At 72.4% G+C, this 23,083-nt stretch carries 21 protein-coding genes; 10 read left to right on the top strand and 11 right to left on the bottom strand.

Translation table 11 applies throughout. The features are described from left to right. Positions 1 to 83: 83 nt before the first annotated feature. Positions 84 to 1,622, top strand: a complete 1,539-nt coding sequence (locus EDF27_RS13605) for an arylsulfatase (RefSeq protein WP_123653015.1) — start codon at positions 84 to 86, stop codon at positions 1,620 to 1,622. 17 nt (positions 1,623 to 1,639) lie between these two features. Beyond that, a complete protein-coding gene (locus EDF27_RS13600) occupies positions 1,640 to 2,530 on the top strand; it encodes a formylglycine-generating enzyme family protein (protein ID WP_347812802.1) in 891 nt (296 codons plus the stop codon). Positions 2,531 to 2,631: 101 nt separating this feature from the next. Here EDF27_RS13600 and EDF27_RS13595 read toward each other — a convergent pair whose 3' ends face one another. Then, positions 2,632 to 3,675: an ATP-dependent DNA ligase gene (locus EDF27_RS13595; RefSeq protein WP_132049323.1), complete on the bottom strand. Its 1,044-nt coding sequence runs from the start codon at positions 3,673 to 3,675 to the stop codon at positions 2,632 to 2,634. Positions 3,676 to 3,824: 149 nt separating this feature from the next. Here EDF27_RS13595 and EDF27_RS13590 point away from each other — a divergent pair, with 149 nt between their 5' ends. Both EDF27_RS13590 and EDF27_RS13580 read left to right on the top strand, forming a co-directional pair. After that, the gene (locus EDF27_RS13590; RefSeq protein ID WP_165931495.1) at positions 3,825 to 4,862 is read left to right on the top strand and encodes an MBL fold metallo-hydrolase; all 1,038 of its coding nucleotides are present in this window, start codon (positions 3,825 to 3,827) and stop codon (positions 4,860 to 4,862) included. A gap of 344 nt (positions 4,863 to 5,206) precedes the next feature. Continuing rightward, on the top strand, positions 5,207 to 5,599 hold the full coding sequence (locus tag EDF27_RS13580) for a sigma-70 region 4 domain-containing protein (RefSeq protein ID WP_132049319.1): 393 nt from the start codon (positions 5,207 to 5,209) through the stop codon (positions 5,597 to 5,599). Between the two features lie 23 nt (positions 5,600 to 5,622). Here the strand turns inward: EDF27_RS13580 and EDF27_RS13575 are convergent, their stop codons facing one another. The 3 genes from EDF27_RS13575 to EDF27_RS13565 form a co-directional block, all read right to left on the bottom strand. Beyond that, complete coding sequence (locus EDF27_RS13575; RefSeq protein ID WP_123704504.1) at positions 5,623 to 6,252, bottom strand: NAD(P)H-dependent oxidoreductase; 630 nt, start codon at positions 6,250 to 6,252, stop codon at positions 5,623 to 5,625. 140 nt (positions 6,253 to 6,392) lie between these two features. Next, the gene (locus EDF27_RS13570) at positions 6,393 to 8,063 is read right to left on the bottom strand and encodes a hypothetical protein (RefSeq protein ID WP_132049317.1); all 1,671 of its coding nucleotides are present in this window, start codon (positions 8,061 to 8,063) and stop codon (positions 6,393 to 6,395) included. A 146-nt stretch (positions 8,064 to 8,209) separates the two neighbouring features. Then, positions 8,210 to 9,112 carry a LysR family transcriptional regulator gene (locus EDF27_RS13565; protein ID WP_123653022.1) on the bottom strand — a complete coding sequence of 301 codons (903 nt, stop codon included), beginning with the start codon at positions 9,110 to 9,112 and terminating at the stop codon, positions 8,210 to 8,212. An 82-nt stretch (positions 9,113 to 9,194) separates the two neighbouring features. Here EDF27_RS13565 and EDF27_RS13560 point away from each other — a divergent pair, with 82 nt between their 5' ends. Together EDF27_RS13560 and EDF27_RS13555 are read left to right on the top strand one after the other, a co-directional pair. Beyond that, the gene (locus EDF27_RS13560; RefSeq protein ID WP_132049315.1) at positions 9,195 to 12,695 is read left to right on the top strand and encodes a bifunctional proline dehydrogenase/L-glutamate gamma-semialdehyde dehydrogenase; all 3,501 of its coding nucleotides are present in this window, start codon (positions 9,195 to 9,197) and stop codon (positions 12,693 to 12,695) included. A 225-nt stretch (positions 12,696 to 12,920) separates the two neighbouring features. After that, on the top strand, positions 12,921 to 13,361 hold the full coding sequence (locus tag EDF27_RS13555) for a VOC family protein (protein WP_132049313.1): 441 nt from the start codon (positions 12,921 to 12,923) through the stop codon (positions 13,359 to 13,361). A gap of 94 nt (positions 13,362 to 13,455) precedes the next feature. Here EDF27_RS13555 and EDF27_RS13550 read toward each other — a convergent pair whose 3' ends face one another. Together EDF27_RS13550 and EDF27_RS13545 are read right to left on the bottom strand one after the other, a co-directional pair. Further along, positions 13,456 to 13,887 carry a thioesterase family protein gene (locus tag EDF27_RS13550; RefSeq protein ID WP_132049311.1) on the bottom strand — a complete coding sequence of 144 codons (432 nt, stop codon included), beginning with the start codon at positions 13,885 to 13,887 and terminating at the stop codon, positions 13,456 to 13,458. Next, positions 13,884 to 14,453, bottom strand: coding sequence for a QsdR family transcriptional regulator (locus tag EDF27_RS13545; RefSeq protein ID WP_243698352.1), 570 nt, complete (start codon positions 14,451 to 14,453; stop codon positions 13,884 to 13,886). Before EDF27_RS13545 ends, EDF27_RS13550 begins: the two co-directional genes overlap by 4 nt. A 69-nt stretch (positions 14,454 to 14,522) precedes the next feature. Here EDF27_RS13545 and EDF27_RS13540 point away from each other — a divergent pair, with 69 nt between their 5' ends. Further along, complete coding sequence (locus tag EDF27_RS13540; RefSeq protein WP_132049307.1) at positions 14,523 to 15,716, top strand: acyl-CoA dehydrogenase family protein; 1,194 nt, start codon at positions 14,523 to 14,525, stop codon at positions 15,714 to 15,716. A 114-nt stretch (positions 15,717 to 15,830) separates the two neighbouring features. Here the strand turns inward: EDF27_RS13540 and EDF27_RS13535 are convergent, their stop codons facing one another. The 3 genes from EDF27_RS13535 to EDF27_RS13525 are packed head-to-tail and all read right to left on the bottom strand — an operon-like array spanning position 15,831 to position 19,227. After that, the gene (locus EDF27_RS13535) at positions 15,831 to 17,894 is read right to left on the bottom strand and encodes an alpha/beta fold hydrolase (RefSeq protein ID WP_132049305.1); all 2,064 of its coding nucleotides are present in this window, start codon (positions 17,892 to 17,894) and stop codon (positions 15,831 to 15,833) included. Positions 17,895 to 17,901: 7 nt separating this feature from the next. Beyond that, positions 17,902 to 18,774: a patatin-like phospholipase family protein gene (locus tag EDF27_RS13530; RefSeq protein WP_132049303.1), complete on the bottom strand. Its 873-nt coding sequence runs from the start codon at positions 18,772 to 18,774 to the stop codon at positions 17,902 to 17,904. A 36-nt stretch (positions 18,775 to 18,810) separates the two neighbouring features. Further along, a complete protein-coding gene (locus tag EDF27_RS13525) occupies positions 18,811 to 19,227 on the bottom strand; it encodes a helix-turn-helix domain-containing protein (RefSeq protein ID WP_132049301.1) in 417 nt (138 codons plus the stop codon). A gap of 70 nt (positions 19,228 to 19,297) precedes the next feature. On the opposite strand from EDF27_RS13525, the gene EDF27_RS13520 reads away from it, so the two are divergent. After that, positions 19,298 to 20,119, top strand: a complete 822-nt coding sequence (locus EDF27_RS13520; protein WP_132049299.1) for a GAF domain-containing protein — start codon at positions 19,298 to 19,300, stop codon at positions 20,117 to 20,119. A gap of 55 nt (positions 20,120 to 20,174) precedes the next feature. Beyond that, entirely contained in the window at positions 20,175 to 20,390 is a 216-nt protein-coding gene (locus EDF27_RS13515; protein ID WP_132049297.1) for a hypothetical protein, read from the top strand. Between the two features lie 500 nt (positions 20,391 to 20,890). Here EDF27_RS13515 and EDF27_RS13510 read toward each other — a convergent pair whose 3' ends face one another. Then, a complete protein-coding gene (locus EDF27_RS13510) occupies positions 20,891 to 21,919 on the bottom strand; it encodes an NADPH:quinone reductase (protein ID WP_132049294.1) in 1,029 nt (342 codons plus the stop codon). Between the two features lie 35 nt (positions 21,920 to 21,954). Continuing rightward, a complete protein-coding gene (locus EDF27_RS13505; protein WP_132049292.1) occupies positions 21,955 to 22,320 on the bottom strand; it encodes a helix-turn-helix domain-containing protein in 366 nt (121 codons plus the stop codon). A 110-nt stretch (positions 22,321 to 22,430) separates the two neighbouring features. Between EDF27_RS13505 and EDF27_RS13500 the strand changes: the two genes are divergently transcribed. Beyond that, positions 22,431 to 23,078 carry an NAD(P)H-binding protein gene (locus tag EDF27_RS13500; protein ID WP_132049290.1) on the top strand — a complete coding sequence of 216 codons (648 nt, stop codon included), beginning with the start codon at positions 22,431 to 22,433 and terminating at the stop codon, positions 23,076 to 23,078. The last annotated feature ends 5 nt before the right edge of the window (positions 23,079 to 23,083 follow it).

The raw sequence follows: 23,083 nt of genomic DNA, 5'->3' as shown, positions 1-23,083 counted from the left end.
TGCCGAGCGCCGGACGAGCAGGCTCCCCACAGGACCGCGAGCTGGCGCCGACGCCGTGCTCGCCACGAACCGAGGAGGGCGCGATGCCGAAGGACAAGCCGAACATCCTGGTGATCTGGGGCGATGACATCGGGATCACGAACCTGAGCGCGTACAGCGACGGGCTGATGGGGTACCGCACGCCGAACATCGACCGGATCGCGGACGAGGGGATGCGGTTCACCGACTCGTACGGGGAGCAGAGCTGCACGGCGGGTCGCTCGTCGTTCATCACCGGGCAGAGTGTGTTCCGGACCGGGCTGAGCAAGGTCGGCATGCCCGGTGCCGACCTCGGGCTCCGCTTCGAGGACCCGACGATCGCCGAGGTCCTGAAGCCCCACGGGTACGCGACCGGCCAGTTCGGCAAGAACCACCTCGGCGACAAGAACGACTTCCTGCCGACGGCGCACGGCTTCGACGAGTTCTACGGGAACCTCTACCACCTGAACGCGGAGGAGGAGCCGGAGTCCGCGAACTGGCCGTCGGTCGAGGAGTTCCCGGCGTTCAACGACCGCGCCCGTCCCCGCGGGGTGATCCACTCGTGGGCCACCGACGAGGACGACGACACCGTCGACGGCCGCTACGGCCGCCGGGGCAAGCAGCGCGTCGAGGACACCGGTCCGCTGACCAAGAAGCGGATGGAGCGGATCGACGAGGAGTTCGCGGACGCCGCGATGGACTTCATCGGACGTCAGGCCGAGTCCGAGACGCCGTTCTTCGTCTGGATGAACACCACCCACATGCACTTCCGGACCCACCCGAAGCCGGAGAGCATCGGGCAGGCGGGCCGCTGGCAGTCGACCTACCACGACACGATGATCGACCACGACCGGGTGGTCGGGTCGCTCCTCGACCAGCTCGACGAGCTCGGGATCGCGGACGACACGATCGTGATCTACTCCACGGACAACGGGCCGCACATGAACACCTGGCCGGACGCCGGCATGACCCCGTTCCGAAGCGAGAAGAACACGAACTGGGAGGGCGCCTTCCGCGTCCCGCAGATGATCCGCTGGCCCGGGCACATCGAGGCCGGGTCGATCTCGAACGCGATCATCCAGCACCACGACTGGTTCCCGACGTTCCTCGCCGCGGTCGGGGACACCACGACGGTCGACGAGCTCAAGGCCGGCAAGACCATCGGCGACCGCACCTACAAGGTGCACATCGACGGGTACGACTTCCTGCCGTACCTCACCGGTGCTGCGGAGAAGGGGCCGCGGCCGGGACTGGTGTACTTCTCCGACGACGGCGACGTCCTCGCGCTCCGGTTCGACAACTGGAAGGCCGTCTTCATGGAGCAGCGGGTCGCCGGCACCCTGCAGGTCTGGTTCGACCCGTTCGTCACGCTCCGCGTCCCGAAGCTCTACAACCTGCGGACGGACCCGTTCGAACGCGCGGACGTCACCTCGAACACGTACTTCGACTGGTTGTTCGAGAACGACTACCTGCTCCTCGCGGCGACGGCGCTGGTGACGGAGTTCCTCGACACGTTCGAGGAGTTCCCGCCCCGGCAGCGCGCGGCGACGTTCAGCATCGACCAGGCGGTCGACAAGCTGCAGTCGTTCCTGGCGGGCGACTGAGGATGCCGGCGAAGACCGTGACCCGCCACACCATCGCGATGGTCGGCATCGCCGGCGGGACGTTCACGATGGGCTCCGACGCGCACTACCCGGAGGAGGCCCCCGCTCGGCGGGTCACGGTCGACACCTTCGCGATCGCCCCGGAGCCCGTGACGAACCGGGAGTTCGCGGCGTTCACCCGGGCGACCGGGTACCGCACGGTGGCCGAGCGGCCGCTCGATCCCGCACTGTTCCCCGGCGCCCCGCCGGAGAACCTGCACGCCGGCTCCATGGTCTTCACCGGGACGAGCGGACCGGTGGACCTCCGGCACCTCAGCCAGTGGTGGGCGTGGACCCCCGGCGCGAACTGGCGTCGGCCGTTCGGCCCCGGCGCGACCATCGCGGACCGTGCCGACCACCCGGTCGTGCACGTGGCGCACGAGGACGCCGCTGCCTACGCCGACTGGGCGGGCGGTCGCCTGCCGACGGAGGCCGAGTGGGAGTACGCAGCGCGCGGCGGCCTCGACGGGGCCGAGTTCACGTGGGGGAACGACCCCGAGCGGCCGGGTGCGGCGGGCCCCCAGGGCGGCCCGCGTGCGAACTACTGGCACGGTGAGTTCCCCTGGCGCGCAGACCGCGGGTACGGCAGCACGATGCCGGTCGGGTCGTTCCCGCCGAACGGGTACGGCCTGCACGACACCGCGGGCAACGTGTGGGAGTGGACCAGCGACCCGTACGTCGAGCACGCCACCGCGCACGACTGCTGCGCACCCGAGACCGACGAGCACGCCGGGGTCGAGCGCCGCGTGGTCAAGGGCGGCTCGTTCCTCTGCGCCGACAGCTACTGCCGCCGCTACCGACCGGCCGCCAGGCGGGGACAGGAGATCGACACCGGGATGAGCCACATCGGCTTCCGCATCGCGGCCTGACGAGCGGCCCGACGAGCGGCCCGACGAGCGGCCCGACGAGCGCCCGACGAGCGGCCTGACGAGCGGCCCGACGAGCCGCCCGACGAGCCGGCAAGCACGGCTCAGTCCAGCACGTCCCGCAGGTCGTACGCCGCCGGGACCTCGAGCTGCTCGAACCCGCACGAGCGCGCGTCGCGGTCCGGCCGCCACCGCTCGAACTGCACCGTGTGCCGGAACCGCGCGCCCTCCATCTGGTCGTAGCGGACCTCCAGCACCACCGACGGCTGCAGGCGGACGAAGGACGTGTCGCGACCCGACGAGAACCGCGACCGTTCCCCGTCACCGGTGACGGGCCTCCCGTCCGCATCTCGGAGCACGACGGACTCGAGCTCGTCGACCAACTGGACCCGGCGCTTGTCCGAGAAGGCGGACACACCGCCCACCTGCCGCAGCTCCCCGTCGTCCCCGTACAGGCCGACGAGCAGCGAGCCGACGCCGGTGCCGCTCTTGTGGATGCGGTACCCGATCGCGACGACGTCGGCGGTGCGGTGGTGCTTCACCTTGAGCATCGAGCGCTTGCCCGGCTCGTACGGACGGGTCCGCGGCTTCGCGACCACCCCGTCGAGTCCGGCGCCCTCGAACGTCGTCAGCCACTCGCGGGCCAGGTCGACGTCGAGCGTGGTCCGGGTGACGAACAGCGGGTCTTCGAGGTCCGCCGCCAGTGCCTCCAGCCGTGCCCGTCGCTCGTCGAACGGCAGGTCCGTCAGCTCGGCGCCGTCCGCCGCGAGCAGGTCGAACGCCACGAACTGCGCCGGCGTCTCCACGCTGAGCTTCGTGATCCGCGACTCCGCGGGGTGGATGCGCTGCGACAGCGCCTCCCAGTCCAGGCGCTCGTTCCCGGGCTCGCCGGAGCGCAGCACGACCTCGCCGTCGAGGACGACCGGGTGGTCCCGCCCGCCGAACTGGGCGCGGAACGCCGCGACGAGCTCGGGGAAGTACCGGGTGAGGGGCTTGGCGCCGCGGCTGCCGATCTCGACGTCGTCACCGTCGACGGTCACGATGCCGCGGAACCCGTCCCACTTCGGCTCGTAGCGCAGGCCGCCCTTCACGCTGTCGGGTTCCGGGACGTCCGGGACGGCCTTGGCGAGCATCGGTGCGATCTCCATGCGTCCTGTCTACGCGGTCACGCAGGTGCTCCGGTCGACACCGGCCGGGAGGCTCGGGTCGGCTCCGCCCCGCGGGTCGCGTTGTCGGGGCTCCGGTCAGCACCGCCCGGGTGGCCGCCGCCCGCCGGTCGCGTCGTTACAGTGGCCGGGTGACGACGCCCCCCGCAGCCCCCGCCCCGGAGCCGATCAGTCCCGTCCAGGCACGCGCGCTCGCCGAGGGGGTGCTCCCGCCGGTCGAGGAGGTCCGTCCGGGCATCTGGACCCTCGCGGTCCCGTTCCGGTTCGGCGTCCCGGACGCGACGCTCGTCTACGTGATCGAGGGCACCGACGGGGTGCTCACCCTGGTCGACCCCGGGTGGAGCGAGGACGGCTCGCTCGACGCGCTCTCCGAGGGGCTCCGGCAGATCGGCAGGTCGGTGTCCGACGTCGGGCTCGTCGCCGTCACACACCTGCACGCCGACCACCTCGGCGCGGCCGCCGCCGTCCGTCGTGCCTCCGGCGCCCGGATCGCGATGCACGGGCTCGAGGTCCGCGCGCTCGAGGACGAGCGTGCCGACGCCGCTCGGCACGAGGCCGACATCGCCACGTGGGGTGTGCCGCACGAGTTCCGGTCCGGCCTGAGCGACGCGTGGGGGATCGGTCGTCGGATCGGTCTCGGCGCGACGGAGCCGCCGTACGCGGACGTGTTCCTCGACGACGGCGACCTGCTGCCCGTGGCCGGCCGGTCGCTCCGGGCGATCTGGACGCCGGGGCACACCGCCGGGCACCTCTGCTTCCTCGACGAGCCCGACGGGCTGCTCTTCACCGGTGACCACGTCCTGCCGCGGATCAACTCCGGGATCGGCCTCGGGGGTCGCACCGCGTCGAACCCGCTCGGCGACTACCTGGCGTCGCTCGCGCGGCTCGACGGGTACGCGGCGCTCGAGGTCTGCCCGGGGCACGAGTACCGGTTCGCGGACGTGGTGTCGCGCGCGCGGATCCTCGTGCGGCACCGGGAGGAGCGGAGCCGGCACGTCGCCGAGGCCCTGGACGCCCTCGACACACCGACGCTGTTCGCGGTGGCGTCCCGCGTGCCGTTCAGCGGCGGGATCGAGTCGATGCGGGGCTTCCTGCTCGCGAGCGCGCTGACGCAGACGGCGTTCCACGCGGACCTGCTCGGCCGCGCCGGCGAGATCCGCCCCGCCTGACTCCTCCACAGCCGCTGGCGGAGCGGCACTTCTCCACCGGTCATCGGTGTCGGTCTCGCGCGTTCGGCGGTCTTCGTAGCGTTGTCGTGACGGGCGCACATCTAGTGCTCCTTGATGGCAACGACAAGAGGGAATTGATACCGTGGCTCGAGCAGTGCGGCACCGGGACGTGACCACGTTCCTCCGGGCGAAGGGCTGGTGGCTCGATCGCATCAAGGGCAGCCACGAGGTGTGGTGTGGACCGCACGGCGACGGCCGGCTCGTGCTGCCACGACACAGAGAGATCAGTCCCGGCGTGGTCCGGCAGGTGGTGCAGCGTTTCCCGGACACCCGGGGAGCTGGCGATGAACGGAGTGAGCATGGCGGTCTACGAAGCACGAGCGCACCGAGAAGGCCGCTGGTGGGCAATCGACATCCCGGCTGCCGGTGCAGCGACGCAGGCGCGGCGCGTGGCCGACGTGGCGTGGATGGCGCGCGAATGCGTCGCGTTGACGCTGGACGTCCCGGAGACGGATGTCGAGATCGACGTGTACTTCGACATCCCAGACGACACCCGGGCGAAGTGGGAGGTGTCGCGTCGGAAGGCCGAGGCGGCTCGGACCGAGGCCGCGGAAGCCGCCACCCTGGCGCGCGAGGTCGTTCGCGCCATGCGGGCCGACGGGTACACGTACGCCGAGACCGCATCGGTGCTCGGACTCTCACCGCAGCGCGTCCATCAGCTCGCGCACGCGTCCTGACGGACGGCCTACCACCCGCGGGTTCAGAGGGTGGTGGCGAGGCGCTCCAGGGTGGTCTTCGCGTCGGCGAACTCGGCGGCGGCGTGGTCGGCGAGCGGAGCCAGCTCCGGCAGCCGGTCGGCCAGGGTGGCACTGACGGTGACCGGGTACTGCCGCATCCCGAGCGCGGTCCCGAGGATCAGCTCGAGGACGGGGGAGCCGTGGTCCCAGTGCTCGGTCGGGGTCCCGGCGTCGTAGGTGGCACCGCGGCTGACGACGGTCACGACCGGGCGACCGGCCAGCGGCTGCACGTCGCCCGCAAGCACCCCGGGGACGTGGATCCGGTCGATCCAGGCCTTGAGGCTCGAGGGCACCGTGTAGTTGTACAGCGGAGCGCCGACCACGACGACGTCGGCAGCGAGCAGCTCGTCGATGACGTCCTGGCGGAGGGCCTCCGCCGCGGGGTCGACCGACTCCTCGGCGGTGCGGTCACCGGCGGCCCAGTGCAACGCCGAGGTCTCCAGGTGCGGCAGCGGCGACGTGTGCAGGTCGCGGACCACGACCGTGTACTCCGGACCCCGGGCGCGCCAGGCGTCGGCGAACGCGGCGGTCAGGGCGCGCGAGCGGGAGTGGCGGAGATCGGCGGAGGAGTCGACGTGCAGCAGCGTGGGCATGGTGCCAACGCTACCGACGCCGCCGGGCGCGGGTGCGGAACGAAACGGCCCCGCCGGACCACGTGCGTGGTCTGGCGGGGCCGAGTCGAGCCTCCCTGCGGTCAGTGCCGTCGGTCACTGCCGGCGGTCAGGGCCCGCGGTCAGCGCTGGGTGCGTCGACGCACCGCGCGGAGGCCGACGAGGCCGGCACCGGCGCCGAGCATCGCGAGCGCCCAGGGCAGGGCGCCGGTGGCGTCCGAACCCGTGTAGGCGAGCTGCTGCGTCTGGCCGCCGGACGTCGCGGTCGGCGTGACCGTGGCGACGGTGGTGGTCGCCGTCGGCACGACCGTGACGGCGAAGGAGACGGACTGGCCGTCCTCGGCCACCGTCAGGACGTGGGTCGACGCGTGCGGGAAGGTGACCTTGGACGTGAAGGTGTCCTCGTCCACGCTGACCTGGTCGGTGGCGTGGTCACTCGTGACCGTCGCCATCGGGTACTCGCCCTCGCCGTCCCAATCGGTGGTCTGGTTGCCGTACTGGTCCACCGGGGAGCCGTCGACCCAGAGCGAACCGCCCTGCTTCACGGTGGGCTTGCCGCCCGGCGTGATGGTCACGTCGTCGTTCTCGATGTCCGCGGGGATGTCGATCTGGACGACCTCGCCGGTCCAGTTGATGATCCAGGCGGTCGCGGGCTTGCCGTTCTCGAACAGGTCCTCGGGCGAGGTGTTGATCGCCTGGGCCAGCACGCCGACGGCGGCGGCCGGGTCGACGACGACCTCGACGTACTCGGTCGCGGTCGAGGTGCCGTTGCTCGCGACGACGGTGAAGTCGTAGGCGCTCGCGGTGGTCAGCGTGCCGCTCAGGGTGCCCGTCGTGGTGTCGAAGACGCTCTCGTACGGCAGGTACGACTCGGGGGAGTCGTCCGGGTCGCTCGGGTCGGCGCTCTCCGGGTCGGAGTAGCCGATCGAGTACGTCACGTCGCCGCTGCCCTCGGCGACCGCGAAGGACTCCTCGATGGTGTCGCCGGCGGTGACCTCGATGGTGCGGGGGGCGTCGTACGACGTCGCGCCGTCGTAGGCGACGTCCTGGGTGACCGCGGCCGTGGTGGCCGTGGCGGTGGCGTCGTCGGCGCCGGTGATCACGACGGTGATCGTCTTGCCGATGTCGGCCTTCGTGATCGTGTACGAGGTCTTCGTCGAGACGACCGGGCCGCCGTCGAGGGACCACGCGTAGGCGTAGGGGCCCTCGAGCTCGTCGGCGCTGGCCTCGAGGACGGTGCCGACCTTCGCGTCGCCCTTGATCGTCGCGGCGACGGGGGCGGGCGCCACGGCGGTGGTGGCGCCGCCGCCGTCGGTGTCGGACGGGTCTGTGTCGGACGGGTTGGTGGTGCCGGTACCCGAGCCGGTCGTGCCGTCGGTGCTCGTGTCGCCGGTGCCGGTGCCGGTGCCGGTGCCCGTGCCCGTGCCGGTGTCGCCGGTCCCCTCGGTGTTGCCCGCGGTGTTGCCTGCGTCGGAACCGTCGGTGCCCTGGCCGGACGAGTCACCAGCGGCCTGGTCGGACCCGGTGTTCGTCTGGTCGGCACCGGCACCGGCACCGGCACCGGCGTCGGGCTGGCCGTCCGTGGTGTCGTCGACGGAGGGAGCGCCGTCGCCGGTGCCCGCCGCGCCGCCGTCAGCGTCGGTGGGGTTGGCGGAGACGGACGACGCGGCGCCGTGATCGACGGCGTACGCCGCCGTCGCGGAGAAGACGCCGAAGCCGGTCGTCAGGCCGATGAGCGCGATGGTGGTGCCGACGGCGCAGGCGCGTCGGACGCCGGATGTGCTGCGGTGCACGGGTTCCCCCAGGGTGTTCAGGTCCGGTCACGGGACCGGATCATAAGAGTTCGCCGAGAATCCTCAGGCGTGATCGGATCGTACTGATACCCGCGCGCCCGCGGGGATCGCGTGACCGGAATGTGACCAGGGTTGGGGGTGCGACCTCAGGACCGGGAGGCCGAGGCCGCCTGCTCCAGTGCAGCCCGGAACGCCGTCACTGCCGGGGACTCGGCACTCGCCAGGCGCTGCGCCGTGAAGAGCGTCCGTCGGGCGGGGTCGGGCAGCTCCAGCAGCCGGCACGTGGTGGTGCGGCCGGCCCACACCAGGTCCGGCATCAGCGCGACCGCGTTCCCGGACTCGATCAGGCGGATCTGGGCCTGCAGGTCGGCGGTCTCGTACCGCACGTCGGGCTCGAAGCCCGCGCGGCGGCAGGTCTGCTCGGCGAAGTGGCGCGACGCGGCCCCGCGCGGCTCCATCACCCACGGCAGCCCCGCGGCCGACGCGAGCGAGTCGACCGGCCAGAGCGCGGTGTCGACCGGCGGCAGCGCGAGCCGCACCGGGTCCGTCGTCAGGTCGCGGTGGTCGAGCCCGGGGAAGCGCGGTGCGGCGTGTGCGGGGTACTGCTCGGCGACGACCATGTCGAAGTCCCGCGCCCAGGTCTCGTTGAGTGCGGTCTCCGGCTCGCGCTGCACCATCTCGACGCGGACGCCGGGGTGCTCGGTCGCCATGATCCGGAGCGCGGTCGGCATCAGTGCGAGCGCCGCCGACTGGAACACCGCGACCCGGATCCGCCCCTGCACGCTGGTGAGCGTCGACTCCACGGACGCCTGTGCGCGGTCGAGCGTGTCGAGCACGTCGCCGGCCGCGGTCACGAGCACCTCGGCCTGCGGGGTGAGCTGCAGACGGCGCCCGGCCTTCCGGAGGAGCTGCACGCCGGCCTCGCGCTCGAGCACGGCGAGCTGCTGCGAGACGGCCGACGGGGTGAGGTTCGCGGCCTCGGCGACGGCGGCCACGGTGCCCCGGATCGAGAGCTCGCGGAGGAGCACCAGGCGGCGGACGTCGAGCATGGGGAAAGCGTAGTTCAACTGCACGGTATGCGTCAGAACAATTCGCTTCCGCTACCGAAACCGCAGACGACACACTGATCCCATGACCGACGTCCAGCCGCGCTCCGACGCAGCCTCCTCGACCGACCACGACGACCTCGCCGACGCGTCCGTCGCCCTCGTGCGCCAGTGGCTGGCCGAGGCCGAGACGTACCCCGTCGACGGCTCCGCGAAGCAGCTCGCCGGCGTGCTGGCCGACCCGAAGGGCCTGGCGTTCGCGGTCGGCTTCGTCGACGGCGTCGTCCGTCCGGAGGACCTCGGCGTCGCCGCGCGCAAGCTGAGCGCCATCGCGCCGGACGCTCCCGGGTTCCTGCCCAGCGCGCTCCGCGGCCTGGTGCGGCTCGGTGGCGGACTGGCACCGAGCCTCCCGTCGGTCGTCGTCCCCATCGCCCGACGCGTGCTGCGGAACATGGTCGGCCACCTCATCGTCGACGCGACCGACGCGAAGCTCGGTCCGGCCATCGCGAAGATCCGTCAGGACGGCGTCCGGCTCAACGTGAACCTGCTCGGCGAGGCCGTGCTCGGCGAGGGCGAGGCCGCCCGCCGGCTCGAGGGCACCCACAAGCTGCTGGCGCGGGACGACGTCGACTACGTGTCGATCAAGGTCTCCTCGACGGTGCACCCGCACTCGCCGTGGGCGTTCGACCACGCCGTCACCGACATCGTCGACAAGCTCCGCCCGCTGTTCCAGCGTGCAGCGGACTCGTCGCCGAAGAAGTTCATCAACCTCGACATGGAGGAGTTCAAGGACCTCGACCTCACCATCGCGGTCTTCACCCGGCTCCTCGACGAGCCGGCGTTCCTCGAGCTCGAGGCGGGCATCGTCCTGCAGGCGTACCTGCCCGACGCGCTCTCCGCGATGCAGCACCTGCAGGAGTGGTCGGCCGGCCGCCGTGCCCGCGGGGGCGTCGGCATCAAGGTCCGGCTCGTGAAGGGCGCGAACCTGCCGATGGAGCAGGTCGAGGCGTCCGTGCACGGCTGGCCGCTCGCCACCTGGCACACCAAGCAGGACTCGGACACGAACTACAAGCGGGTGCTCGACTGGGCGCTCACCCCTTCCCGCGTCGCCAACGTCCGAGTCGGCGTCGCCGGGCACAACCTGTTCGACGTCGCGCACGCGTGGCTGCTCGCCGGGGAGCGCGGCGTCCGCGACGGCATCGAGTTCGAGATGCTGCTCGGCATGGCGCAGGGCCAGGCGGCCGCCGTCCGCAAGACCGTCGGGTCGCTCCTGCTCTACACTCCGGTCGTGCACCCGGGCGAGTTCGACGTCGCGATCGCGTACCTGATCCGCCGGCTCGAAGAAGGGGCGTCGCAGGACAACTTCATGTCCGCGGTGTTCTCGCTGCAGTCCTCGCCGCCGCTCTTCGCCCGCGAGGAGTCCCGGTTCCGCGCGTCCCTCGCACCGCTGGCGCAGCCCGGCGGTCTCGACGCTCCGGCGTCGCACCGCGTCGCGGACCGCTACGCCGCCGTCGGCCGGCCCACGCCCGGCCACTTCGAGAACACTCCGGACAGCGACCCCTCGGTCGCGGCGGTCCGGTCGTGGGGTGCCGCGATCACGGCCCGGGTCGCGTCCTCGACGCTCGGCGAATCGGGCGTCCGGGAGGCTCGCCTCTCGTCCGAGTCGCAGCTCACGTCCGTCCTGGAACGCGTCCAGAGCGCCGGCGCGGTCTGGGGGACCTGGTCCGGTGCCGCGCGCGGCGCGGTGCTGCACGCCGTCGGCGATGCACTCGAGGCGAACCGCGCCGCCCTCATCGAGGTGATGGCCGCCGAGACCGGGAAGACGATCGACCAGGCCGACCCCGAGGTGTCCGAGGCGATCGACTTCGCGCACTTCTACGGTGACCTCGCCGCCTCCCTCGACGACGTCGACGGTGCGGCGTTCTCGCCCGCCCGCCTGACGCTCGTCGCGCCGCCGTGGAACTTCCCCGTCGCGATCCCGGCCGGGTCGACGCTCGCCGCGCTGGCCGCCGGGTCCGCCGTCGTGCTGAAGCCCGCGCCGCCGGCCGCGCGCTGCGGTGCGGTGCTGGCGTCGGTCATGTCGACCGCGTTCGACGCCCTCGGCGCTCCCGCTGACGTGCTCGCGTTCGTCGACGTCGAGGAATCGACCCTGGGTACCGCGCTCGTCGCGTCGCCGCTCGTCGACCGGGTGATCCTCACCGGTGCGTACGAGACCGCCGCGCTGTTCCGCTCCTTCCGTCAGGACCTGCCGCTCCTCGCCGAGACCTCCGGCAAGAACGCGATCATCGTCACGCCGTCGTCGGACCTCGACCTCGCCGTGAAGGACGTCGTCGCGTCGGCGTTCGGCCACGCCGGACAGAAGTGCTCCGCGGCCTCGCTCGTGGTGCTCGTCGGGTCCGTCGCGAAGTCGCGCCGGTTCCACTCGCAGCTGATCGACGCGGTGTCCTCGCTGACCGTCGGGTACCCGTCCGACCCGACGTCACAGATGGGGCCGGTCGTGGAACCCGCTGCGGGCAAGCTGCTCGACGGGCTGACGACGCTCGAGCCCGGCCAGACCTGGGCCGTGCAGCCCCGTCGCCTCGACGAGTCCGGCAAGCTCTGGAGCCCCGGTGTCCGCGGCGGCGTGCAGCGTGGTTCGGACTTCCACAAGACGGAGTACTTCGGCCCGGTCCTCGGCGTCATGACCGCGTCGTCGCTGGACGAGGCGATCGACATCGTCAACGAGGTCGACTACGGCCTCACCTCGGGGCTGCACTCGCTCGACCCGTCCGAGATCGGCACGTGGCTCTCCCGCATCGACGCCGGCAACCTCTACGTGAACCGCGGCATCACCGGGGCGATCGTCCGCCGGCAGCCGTTCGGCGGGTGGAAGAAGTCCGCAGTGGGGGCCGGCACCAAGGCCGGTGGCGTGAACTACCTGTTCGCGCTCGGGTCCTGGGCTCCCGCTGCTGCGACCGCCGGGGCTCCCGTCTCCGCGCCGGTGTCGTCGTTCGTCCGGGCCTCCGGGATCTCGTCGGCGTCGCTGTCGCGGGCGATCGCGTCCGACGAGCTCGCGTGGACGTCGTTGTTCGGCGTGGCGACCGACGTGTCGGCGCTGTCGGCGGAGCGGAACATCGCGCGGTACCTGCCGTACCCGGGGGTGCACGTGCGGTTGGCGGCTGCGGCTGCGTCCTCGTCTGCTTCGTCTGTGTCCGCGTCTTCGTCTGCGTCGTTGTCGGTCGAGTCGCTCGTCCGGGTCGTCGCGGCTGCGCTCCGTGCTGGGACGACGATCGACGTCTCGTCGGCCGGTCCCGTGCCGCCGGCGATCGCCGCGCTGCCGAACGTCCGGTCGGTCGTGTCGTCGGAGTCCGACGAGGCGTTCGGAGCCCGGGTGGCCGCTGGGCCGTCGACCCGCGTGCGGCTCATCGGCGGATCCGCATCGGCGCTGTACTCGGCCGTGGACGGGCGCCCCGACGTCGCGGTCTACGCGGAGCCGGTGACCGAGGCCGGGCGCCTCGAGATGCTCCCGTTCCTCCGCGAGCAGGCGGTGTCGATCACGGCGCACCGCTTCGGCACGCCGAACCACCTGACGGACGCGCTGCTCTAGCGCGCTGCGGCGGCTGCGCGGCGGCTGCGTGCGCGGCGGCTGCCGGCGGCCCGCACAACCAAAGTCAGCTCGCACCACGGGATCCCGTGGTGCGAGCTGCTTTCGGTTGTGCGGCGTGCCGTGTGTCCGGTCTCCGCGCGGAGTCGGGTGCCTCCGAGGTCGTGCGCGTTGTGTCGGTTGGGGCGCCGGGGTCCGGCGTCCGTCCGACCACGGAGGAACACCACCATGACCGAACCGATCGCACGCCCGACCGCACTCGCCCACGTGCGGGTCACCGTGACCGACATCGCCCGGAGCAAGGCGTTCTACCAGCAGCTGCTCGGCGCCGATCCGGTGATCGACTTCAGCGACCAGGTGGACGAGCCAGGCGTCCGTGACGACCGCGAGCGCTTCTACGGCGGCTGCGTGTTCCAGCTCGGCGACCAGGTGTTCGGGCTGCGGCCGGTCGCTCCCGCCGGGCAGCGGTTCGACCCGGACACCGTCGGGCTCGACCACGTCAGCTTCGTCGTCGGCTCCGTCGACGAGCTGCACGAAGCTGCCGCGCGACTCGACGCCGCCGGGGTCGAGCACGGCGAGGTCACGGAGCTCGGCCAGGCCGGCATGACGATCCTGTCCGTGCAGGACCCCGACGACATCAACCTCGAGTTCGCGGCGCTGAGCCGCTAGGCGGACGCCGCACGACACTTCGCGCCCCGCCACGGACATCGCGCCCCACCACACCGAGGTGCGATGTCCGTGCGGGGGCGCGACGTCGCAGGGGTCAGGCGTCGACGGCGACCATCGTGCCCTCGACGAGGGCGCGGAGGTCGGTCGGCAGGGGGATCGGGCGGCGGGCGCCCTCGCGGTCGATGATGACGTGCGCGAACTCGCCGGTCGCGAGCAGGGCGCCGTCGGACTGCCGGAAGAGGCCGAACTCCCACGAGAGGCTCGTGTTCCCGAGGTGCTTCGATCGCATCCCGACGTCGATGACGTCCGGCCACACGGCCGACTCGACGAACCGGCAGCTCGACGACACCAGGACGGCGATCCACTCGGACGAGAACGGGTCGAGGCCGGCCTGCTCCCGGAACCAGTACGTCGCGGCGTTGTCCATCGCGCTGTAGTAGATCGTGTTGTTCACGTGCCCGAACATGTCGTTGTCGTTCCACCGGGTGGGGTAGGTGCGGCGGAACGGGTACTCGTCGATGGTCATGGTGCTCCGGTCGATGGGGTGGTGGGGCGCAGGAGGTACTCGAACGCGGCTCGGGCCCGGACGGGGTCGGGGGTCTCGCCGGAGATCAGGTCGGCGTACGTGAAGGACTCGGAGATCCGGACGAGCAGCCGGGCGAGCTCCTCGGCGGACAATGGCGCCGGGTCGAACTCGCCGGACATCTGCTCGGCCTCGACCATGGTGCTCACCACGCTGACGAGCCGGCTCTGCACGTCACTCGACGAGGTGGTGAGGAGCCGCAGTGCCCGGGCGGGCTCCCGCGTCAGGAACGCGCGGAAGTACGGCGCCACGATGAGGTCCGCGGTGAACCGGTCGAGCACGTCGACGATGCGTGCGGCTCCGACGGATCCCGCGGCGTCGGCAGCTCGGGCGGCGCCGTCGAGCGTCGGCACCGCCAGGGACCAGAGGATCTCGGAGAGCAGCCGGTCACGGTTCCCCACCCACCGGAACAGGGACGTGCGGTCCACGCCGAGCGAGGCGGCCAACGCGCCCATGTCGATCCGTTCGCCGGCGATGAAGGTGTGGCGGGCCTCCTGGAAGGCGCGCACAGCGGAATCCGACGTCCTCATCGCGTTCCTCCCTTGCAACGTTTCCGAGAATGATGCATCGTGGTTCCCATGTCAACGTCGACGCCCACGACCACCCTGCTCGAATCCGACTTCTACGGGTTCGCGCTGCAGCTCTCCGACCAGGAGCGTGCGTCGATCGGGCGACTCCGGGAGTACCTCGAGCGCGAGGTCGCGCCCATCGCCGACGACTACTGGGCTCGTGCGGAGTTCCCGATGCAGGTCATCGCGCCGCTCGCGGAGCTCGGCATGTACGGGCCGGGTGTCCCGCTCGTGCGGCAGTTCGAGAACTCCGCCGTCTACCGCGGGTGGGCGGCGCTCGAGCTCGGCCGGGTCGACGCCAGCGTCGCCACCTTCATCGGCGTGCAGTCCGGCCTCGCGATGAACTCGATCGCGGTCGCCGGCAGCGAGGAACAACAGCGCGAGTGGCTGCCCCGCATGGCAGCGGGTGAGCTCATCGGCGCGTTCGGCCTCACCGAGCCGTACTCCGGGAGCGACTCCGCGAAGGGCCTCCGGACCACGGCGCGCCGTGAGGGCGACGAGTGGGTCCTCGACGGCGAGAAGCGCTGGATCGGCAACGCCACGTTCGCCGACGTCGTGGTGATCTGGGCGAAGGACGTCGCCGACGGGCAGGTCAAGGGCTTCCTCGTCACGACCGACACCCCGGGCTTCACCGCCACGAAGATCGAGGACAAGATCGCGCTCCGCGGCGTGCAGAACGCCGACATCGTGATGACGGACGTGCGCGTCCCCGAGTCCCGCCGGCTCCAGCGGGCGAACTCGTTCCGTGCGACCGCCGAGGTCCTCCGCCTGACCCGCACCGAGGTGGCCTGGCAGGCCATCGGCATCGCGGTCGGCGCCTACGAGGCCGCACTGTCCTACGCCAGGGAGCGGATCCAGTTCGGCAAGCCGATCGCCGCGCACCAGCTCGTGCAGGACCTCCTCGTGAAGTCGCTCGCGAACATCACCGCGTCGATCGCCCTCTGCACGCAGGCGTCGGCGATGCAGGACGCCGGCGCCGGTGAGGACGAGCACTCCGCGCTGGCGAAGGCGTTCGCAACGGCGAAGATGCGTGAGACCGTCGCCTGGTGCCGTGAGGTGCAGGGCGGCAACGGCATCGTGCTCGACAAGGGCGTTGCCCGGTTCTTCGCGGACGCCGAGGCGATCTACTCCTACGAGGGCACCCGCGAGGTGAACACCCTCATCGTCGGCCGCGCCATCACGGGCCAGGCTGCCTTCGTGTAGTCGGCGGCCCGACCCGGAACGACGGTGTCGACGTCGTACGACAGCGGTGCTGTCGTTCCGGGTCGGGTCAGCCGCCCTCAGCGGTGCTGTCGTTCGGGGTCGGGCCAGCCGCCCTCAGCCGAGCAATGTCGGACGCTCCCAGTCGTCGCCGAGGACGTGCTGCCCGAGGAACGCGAACACCGTCTGGTACCAGACCACCGCGTGCTGCGGCTTCAGCACCCAGTGGTTCTCGTCCGGGAAGTACAGGAACCGGTGCGGCATCGAGCCGTCCGGCGCCGCATGGTGCTCCGCCAGATCCGACCAGAGCCGGAGTCCTTCACCGATGGGTACCCGGTAGTCCTTGTCGCCGTGGATGACGAGCATCGGGGAGACGATGTCCGCCACGAAACGGTGCGGGTCGTTCTCGCGCATGCCGTCGGCGTCGAAGATCGATGACCAGTACTCCGGCGCGTCCGTGGTGCCGTTGAACTGCTCGAGCGCCCACAGTGAGGCGTGCGTGACGACGGCCCGGAACCGGTCGGTGTGCCCGGCGACCCAGTTCGCCATGTAGCCGCCGAACGAGCCGCCCATCGCACCCGTCCGGGTCTCGTCGATGTCGTCCCGCGCGACGACGGCGTCGGTGATCGCCATGAGATCGGTGTACGGCGCCTGCCCCCACGCGTTCCACCCGCGGTTCACGAAGTCGAGCCCGTAGCCGGTGGAGAGGGCCGGATCGGGCAGCAGGACCGCGTACCCCTTCGCCGCCGCGAGCATCGGGTTCCACCGCCACGACCACTGGTTCCAGGAGTTCAGCGGCCCGCCGTGGATCCAGAGCAGGAACGGGTGCGGCCCGTCGCCCTCCGGCAGCACGAGCCACCCGCGGATGCGCGCGCCGTCGGCCGCGACCGTCTCGACTTCTTCCAGGTGGGCGGGCACCTCCGGCAGGGGCGCCGGCGTCGCGAGCGGGGTCACCGTGCCGTCCGTCGCGATCCGGACGGGGTGCAGCGGCGCCGCCCAGGAGGCTCGGAGCGCCACGACCACGCCCGTCGCCGCCGACACGCGGAGGCTCGAGTACGCCCAGTCGTCGTCCGTCAGCTGCTCGACGGCTGCGCCGTCGAGGGGGATCCGGAAGACCGGCGCGCGGCCGTCCTGGTCGGCGGTCGCGAGGACCGCGGTGTCGTCCGCCGCGAACACGAGTTCGCTCGGCCAGCGGTCCCAGTCGGTGGCGATGCGGTGCGCATCCGAGCCGTCGATCGACGCCGTCCAGACTTCTTGCTGGTGCGCGCCCGCTGGGGTCGAGCGAACCGTCCGGACCCAGGCGAGCGTGCGGCCGTCGTGGCTGAGGGCCGGCATCTCGTGGTCGACGCCGTCGTCGTCGAAGAGCACCGTCCGCGCACCGGTCGCGACGTCGACGGTCACGATGGCGGAACGCTGGCCCCGGCTCTCCTTGACCCCGACCTGCAGCACGAGCGTGGCGCCGTCCGGGGTGAGCGCGCCGTCGACGTGGTCGAGGGTCCGCCCCGGCGCCGGCGTGAGGTCGGTCGGCGCGGGCAGGTGCGCGGGGTAGGAGTCGTCGTCGGTCTTCGGCGCTGCCCCGGTCGGGTCGGACAGCGCCGTGAGGTCGATGCCGAGCACGTGGGTCTGGTCGGGACCGAGGTCGTGGTCCCAGAACCGCACGGGGGAGCTCTCGTGCAGGATCGCCTGCACCTTCTTGTCCTTGCGCTGTTTCCGGAGCTCGGCATCGCGCGCGATCGCCCCGTCGGGATCGCCGGCGGACGCCGCGGGCAGGAGGTCGGCGGTGACGGCGACCACGTCAGCAGCGCTGGCCGTCGCGAGGACGCCACCCGTGCCTCCAGACAGGCGGGTGACGGGACGTGCCTCACCACCAGCGGCAGGCAGGATCCAGAGCTGCGGGGCGTCGCTGTCGGCGGCGTCCGCGTCGGGGCGACCCGAGACGAACAGCAGGTCGCCCTGCCGGGTGAAGGCGATGCCGGACTCGCCCTTCGCCGAGCGGGTGAGCCGCACCGGCTCGCCGTCGCCGGTCGCCGGGACGGACCAGACGGCGCGCCGGTACCCGGTGGCGTCCGGATCCAGCGTGCTGACCGTCAGGGCGACACGACCACCGTCCGGGCTCAGCGCGATCCCGTCCACACGGGGGAGGGCGATGTACTGGTCGAGGTCCGAGAACGGGGTCGTCATGCCTCCACTATGCCCAGAAGTCCACGATCTGGGAGGCGATTGCCGAGGCCTGTGCAGAACCTGCCTCGGCTGACGGGCGCTGTGTGGAGAGCGAGAGCGAGTTCGTGCCGAAGGCCTGCTGCGACGCGCTGTCGGCGACGACGACCTCGACCGAGGAACCGCCTGCGCGGAGTGACTCGACGGCCTGGTCGAGCCACGGCCCGAGCGGCGACGGCGCCTCGGGACCGCAGGCGATGACGAGCACCCGCTCGTACCCGGCAGCGACGTCGGAGTTCGTCCCGGAGCGGACGCCGCCGTCGATGTACGGGCGGCCCTCGACGGTGACCGGCGACCAGACGAGGGGGACGGAGCAGCTCGCCGCGACCGCACGGGGGAGCGGGACGCCGTCCGCCGCGGTGAGCACGCGGAAGGAGCCGTCGGTGGCGTCGACCGTCGTGATCGCCAGCGGCGCTGCCGGCCACTCGGTGGACGGCAGGGTCTCGGTGAACGTCGCCACGCGCTCGTCGTCGGTCTGCCCGGTGGTCACGGCCTGCGCCGCGTGGCCGAGGCGGGCGCGGCCGTCCTGCTCGGAGGTCATGCCGACGAGTGCCTGGCCGAACCGCTCCTGCATCGCCTCGGCGTCGATGACGACAGGTTCCTCGTAGGTCGTCGCGAGCGGGGAGATCTGCTGCTCGTAGGCCTCCCGCACGCCACCGTGCCGGACGAAGGTCCCGACGACGCTGCCGGCGCTCGTGCCGATCACGAGGTCCGCGGCGCCGAGGTCGACGCCCGCTTCCTCGAGGGTGGCGAGGACCCCCAGCTCCCAGGCGATGCCGGCGACCCCGCCGCCTCCGAGGACGATCGCTCGGGTTCCGGCGGCGGGCGTGGCGAGTTGGGTCATGCACCATGCTTACCAGCGCGGTCGGGCGTGCTGTGCTCAGCCGGCAGCGGGGCGGGGTGTCGGTGCCGACGCCATCGCTCCGAGGGCGTGGAGCTTCCGGCCGAGCTCGAACCGGCGTTCGTCCCGGACGTGGACCAGGTAGTCGGCGTGGACGAGTGCGTGCAGGAGCCGGTACGCGGTCGGGAGGGGGAAGCCCAGGGCCTCGGAGACCTCCTTGGCGGTGGCGCTGCCGCGCTCGGCGACGACCTCGAGGATGGCCAGCGTCTTCGCGACGGTGTGCACGCTCGAGTCGCGTGGTGTCTTCGTCGGCGCGGATGGTGCCGCGGTGGGGGCGGCGAGCCGTGTCGCGGCGGGCGTCGCAGCCCGAGTCGCGGTGTTCGTCGAGGTGGTCGTCGCGCCGCGCATCGCGCGGGGTGTCGCGGCGGGGTGGAGCGGATCGTCACTGATGCGCATTGGACGATGGTCCTCCCATCGCACCCGTTGTGGCAATGGCGTCGTCGGTGGTCGGCCGTAGCGTCGGGGTGTGATCGAGGGGAACGAGCGGGGACGCCGCACGCACTACCGGGACATCGCGCTGCCCGTCGTGGCCGCCGCGGTGCCCACGGCCGCGTTCCAGGTGCCCAACATCGTCGGAGCACCCACCGCCCGGGTCGCCCTCATCGTCGCCGCGCTCGTGGTGTTCGTCGTCGTCGTGGTGTGGCAGGTGGCCCGGGCCCGACGCAACGCCACGGTGCGCGCTGCCGCCGAGGAAGCCGGGGCCACTGCGCTCGCCGCGTACGAGGTCGCGGTGCAGTACGGCTTCGGCCAGATCGCCACGCGGCTCACCCGGTTCGCGGCGCACGAGCCCGCCGTCCGACGGACCGAACTCGGGGCGTTCGCCGACCGGGCCGCCGCGGCGCTGGCCTTCTACCTGCTGCCGCACGTCCCCGACGTCCGGGCGAACGTCTACCTGCTCTCGAAGCGGCTCGACGCGCTCGAGCCGATCGGGCACGGCGGAGCGGGTGACACGGCCGGGACCTTCCGCGCGGGCACGCCGTACGGTGACCGGAACCTCGAGTGGGTACTGGACGGCGGAGCGCCGCGCGTGGTCGGCGACCGGGAGTCCGACGTCGACGCTGTGGACGACGCGCCGGACTTCGACCCGCGGTACCGGTCCTACGTCGCGGTCGTCATCCGGGGAGAGGGCTACTCGTTCGGCATGCTCACGGTGGACTGCCCGACGCCGGGGGCGTTCACGGACCTCGACGTCCGGAACGTCGGTGTCGTCGCGCAGTACGTCGCCGTGGCGTGCACGCTGACGTTCCCGGCACGGCGCCGGAGCGTGAGCGAGCCGGCGACCGTGTGAGCGTCGGTGCACCGCGTTCGTCACGGCTGTCGGACGCCGGTCGTACGCTGACGGCATGACGAGCGTGCACCCGACGACGCCGCTGTTCGGCCGGGCTCCCATCCGTGTGGTGGAGCGTCGCGCGTCTGCGGGCGGTGGGGGCTTCGCGACGGGTGCCGTGGACGCTTCCGACGCTTCCGACGCCGACTACGAGGACCCGCGCGTCGTCGCGGCGAACCTCGAGCGGGCGCTCCGTGCAGCCCGCGCGCGGCTCACGCGCCGCGCGCGCTGAGGCGGGCCGCTCCCGGCGGCGCCGCCGCGCCGGCGGCGCCGCCGCGCCGCCATGCCGCTGTGCCGCGGGCCGTGGGCCGGTGCGCCGCTGCGCCGTGGGCCGGTGCGCCGCTGCGCCGCGGGCCGGTGCGCCGCAGCGCCGCCATAGCGTTGCGCCGCTGCGGCGGCGCCGCCGCAGGCCGGCCGGTGGGTCCGGCCGGTGGCGTCCGCCGGGGCTGCGAATCGCGCCCCGGTACGAACATCGCGCCTCGGTGTGACGGGGCGCGACATCTGCAGCGGGGCGCAACCGGCGACCGCGACGCCGCACAACCGAAAGCGCACCGAACCACCGATTTCCGTGGTTCGGCGCGACTTTGGTTGTGCGGAACCAAGCGGCACCGCCCGCGCCGAGCGGGCGCAGCGCCGCAGCGCCGCGCGCCGCGCGCCGCGCGCCGCGCGCCGCGCGGGCCGCGCCGGGCCGCGCCGCGCGCCGCGCGGGCCGCGCCGCGCCACCGCCGCCCCCTACGCCGCCTGCACGTCGATCAGCACCTTGCCCACGGCGTCCCCCTCGACCGCGTCGTGCGCCGCCGCCGTGTCCGCCAGGTCGAACCGGGTGAGCGGCAGCCCCGCGTCCACCCCCACGGGCAGCACCCCGTCGTGCAGTGCCCCGGTGATGTCCTCGGCCGCGGCGGCGAGGGCCTCGTCCCCGATCGTGTAGAGCAGCAGGAACTGGTACCGCGCGTTCACGCTCATGTTCGGCCGGATCGGCAGCGATGCCGAGTCGCCCCCGTTGTTCGCGTAGATCGACACGACGCCGTGGTTCGCGAGCACCTCGGCGACGAGGTCGGCGTTCTGCGGGATGGACACCTCGACGACGATGTCGACGCCGTCCGGGGCGATGGACCGGATCGCCGCGGCGGTGTCCCCGGCGCGGTAGTTCACGGTGTGGTGGGCGCCGGCGGCGGTGGCCAGCGCGGCCTTCTCGTCGGAGCTGATCGTGGAGATCACCGTCGCACCGGCCCACCGCGCGAGCTGGATCGCGGCGTGGCCGACGGCACCGGCACCACCGGCGACGAGGACCGTCATCCCGTCGAGTGCGCCGGGTCCGAGGCGCGCCGGGCCCTCCTCGTGCGTGGTCAGCGCCCGGTGCGCGGTCATCGCGGGGACCCCGAGCGAGGCGCCGACGTCGAACGAGATCCCGTCGGGCAGCGGGACGACGCGGGACGCCGGGACGACGGTGTACTCCTGCGCGGTCCCGGTGGGACGCTGCGCCGCGGACATGAACAGCCACACGCGGTCCCCGACGGCGACCTCGTCGACGCCGGGCCCGACGGCGTCGACCACGCCGGCGCCGTCCTGGTTCGGGGTGATCTCCGGGAACGGCAGGCCGTCGCCGTAGGTGCCGCCGGCGCGGGCCTTCCAGTCGGTGGGGTTCACGCCGGACACGACGACGCGGACGCGGACCTCGCCGGTGCCGGGTTCCTGCACGTCGCGGTCGACGAGGGAGAGGACGGACGAGTCACCGGGCTGGGAGTAGACGATCGATCGCATGCCCCCCACGCAACCACGCGCACCCCGGAGCCGGGTCAGCGTGCCGCGTCGTACTCCTGGCGTGACACGGCGACCGCGTCCATGTGCGAGGTGGCCCAGTCCTCGAGCGGCTCCAGCACGCGGCGGAGCGACCGGCCGGCGTCGGTGAGCTCGTACTCGACGTGCGGCGGGATCTCGGGGAACACCGTGCGCGTGACGAGGCCGTCGCGTTCCAGCGCCCGGAGCGTCTGCGTGAGCATCTTCTGGGAGACGCCCCGCACTGCGGCCGCGATCGCGGAGTACCGATGGGGACCGGACGCCAGCGTGCCGATCGTCAGGACGCTCCACCGGTCGCCGATGCGGTCGAGGAGCTGTCGGGACGGGCAGTCCGCGGCGTAGGGGCTGTACTCGAGCGCAGTCATGGGTCCTCCGGGAGCCGAGAGTCACGCACCGCGAGGTGCCTACTTACCGAAAGAGAGTAACGCCCTTAAGGTGAGTCAGGCAAGCACGCACCACCACGAAAGGAACACACATGTCCACCATCGTCGTCTTCGGAGGCACCGGGTACGCCGGCTCCGCCATCACCCGCGAAGCCCTGTCCCGTGGCCACCGGGTCGTCGCCGTCGCCCGCGACACCTCGAAGCTCGAGGCCGCCGAGGGTCTGACGCCCGCGCAGGGTGACGCGTTCGACGCCGGCTTCGTCGCCGAGGTCACGACGGGCGCCGACGTCATCGTCGTCGCGCTGCACGCGGTCCAGGCCGACGGCAGCGAGCTCAAGGACCGGTTCCAGCCGTTCGTCGACGCCGCCGCGGCCGCCGGTGCACGCCTCGGCATCGTCGGTGGCGCCGGGTCGCTGCTCGTCGCCGAGGGCGGTCCGCACCTGTTCGACACGGCCGAGTTCCCGGACGCGTTCAAGGGCGAGGCGAAGAGCCACGCGCAGATCCTCGAGGCGCTCCGCACCGCCGACACCGAGGTCGACTGGTTCTACGTCAGCCCCGCAGCCGCCTTCGGCAGCTACAACCCCGGCGAGCGTCGCGGCACGTACCGCACCACCGACGAGGTCCTGCTCACCGACGCCGACGGCAACTCGGACATCTCCGGCGATGACTTCGCGATCGCGTTCGTCGACGAGATCGAGACGCCGGCGCACCACCGCGCGCGTTTCGGCGTCGCGTACTGACGCAC

Source organism: Curtobacterium sp. PhB136, from assembly GCF_004346855.1.
GTDB lineage: Bacteria > Actinomycetota > Actinomycetes > Actinomycetales > Microbacteriaceae > Curtobacterium.
This window is presented reverse-complemented; position numbering and strand designations above follow the sequence as displayed.

What these genes read in the sequence shown, in the direction of transcription:
- EDF27_RS13595 (WP_132049323.1), bottom strand. Translation starts at nt 3,675, where the DNA reads ATGGAGATCGCACCGATGCTCGCCAAGGCCGTCCCGGACGTCCCGGAA.
- EDF27_RS13525 (WP_132049301.1), bottom strand. Translation starts at nt 19,227, where the DNA reads ATGCGCATCAGTGACGATCCGCTCCACCCCGCCGCGACACCCCGCGCG.
- EDF27_RS13540 (WP_132049307.1), top strand. Translation starts at nt 14,523, where the DNA reads ATGTCAACGTCGACGCCCACGACCACCCTGCTCGAATCCGACTTCTAC.
- EDF27_RS13575 (WP_123704504.1), bottom strand. Translation starts at nt 6,252, where the DNA reads ATGCCCACGCTGCTGCACGTCGACTCCTCCGCCGATCTCCGCCACTCC.
- EDF27_RS13500 (WP_132049290.1), top strand. Translation starts at nt 22,431, where the DNA reads ATGTCCACCATCGTCGTCTTCGGAGGCACCGGGTACGCCGGCTCCGCC.
- EDF27_RS13560 (WP_132049315.1), top strand. Translation starts at nt 9,195, where the DNA reads ATGACCGACGTCCAGCCGCGCTCCGACGCAGCCTCCTCGACCGACCAC.
- EDF27_RS13555 (WP_132049313.1), top strand. Translation starts at nt 12,921, where the DNA reads ATGACCGAACCGATCGCACGCCCGACCGCACTCGCCCACGTGCGGGTC.
- EDF27_RS13550 (WP_132049311.1), bottom strand. Translation starts at nt 13,887, where the DNA reads ATGACCATCGACGAGTACCCGTTCCGCCGCACCTACCCCACCCGGTGG.
- EDF27_RS13580 (WP_132049319.1), top strand. Translation starts at nt 5,207, where the DNA reads ATGAACGGAGTGAGCATGGCGGTCTACGAAGCACGAGCGCACCGAGAA.
- EDF27_RS13535 (WP_132049305.1), bottom strand. Translation starts at nt 17,894, where the DNA reads ATGACGACCCCGTTCTCGGACCTCGACCAGTACATCGCCCTCCCCCGT.
- EDF27_RS13605 (WP_123653015.1), top strand. Translation starts at nt 84, where the DNA reads ATGCCGAAGGACAAGCCGAACATCCTGGTGATCTGGGGCGATGACATC.
- EDF27_RS13515 (WP_132049297.1), top strand. Translation starts at nt 20,175, where the DNA reads ATGACGAGCGTGCACCCGACGACGCCGCTGTTCGGCCGGGCTCCCATC.
- EDF27_RS13510 (WP_132049294.1), bottom strand. Translation starts at nt 21,919, where the DNA reads ATGCGATCGATCGTCTACTCCCAGCCCGGTGACTCGTCCGTCCTCTCC.
- EDF27_RS13565 (WP_123653022.1), bottom strand. Translation starts at nt 9,112, where the DNA reads ATGCTCGACGTCCGCCGCCTGGTGCTCCTCCGCGAGCTCTCGATCCGG.
- EDF27_RS13505 (WP_132049292.1), bottom strand. Translation starts at nt 22,320, where the DNA reads ATGACTGCGCTCGAGTACAGCCCCTACGCCGCGGACTGCCCGTCCCGA.
- EDF27_RS13530 (WP_132049303.1), bottom strand. Translation starts at nt 18,774, where the DNA reads ATGACCCAACTCGCCACGCCCGCCGCCGGAACCCGAGCGATCGTCCTC.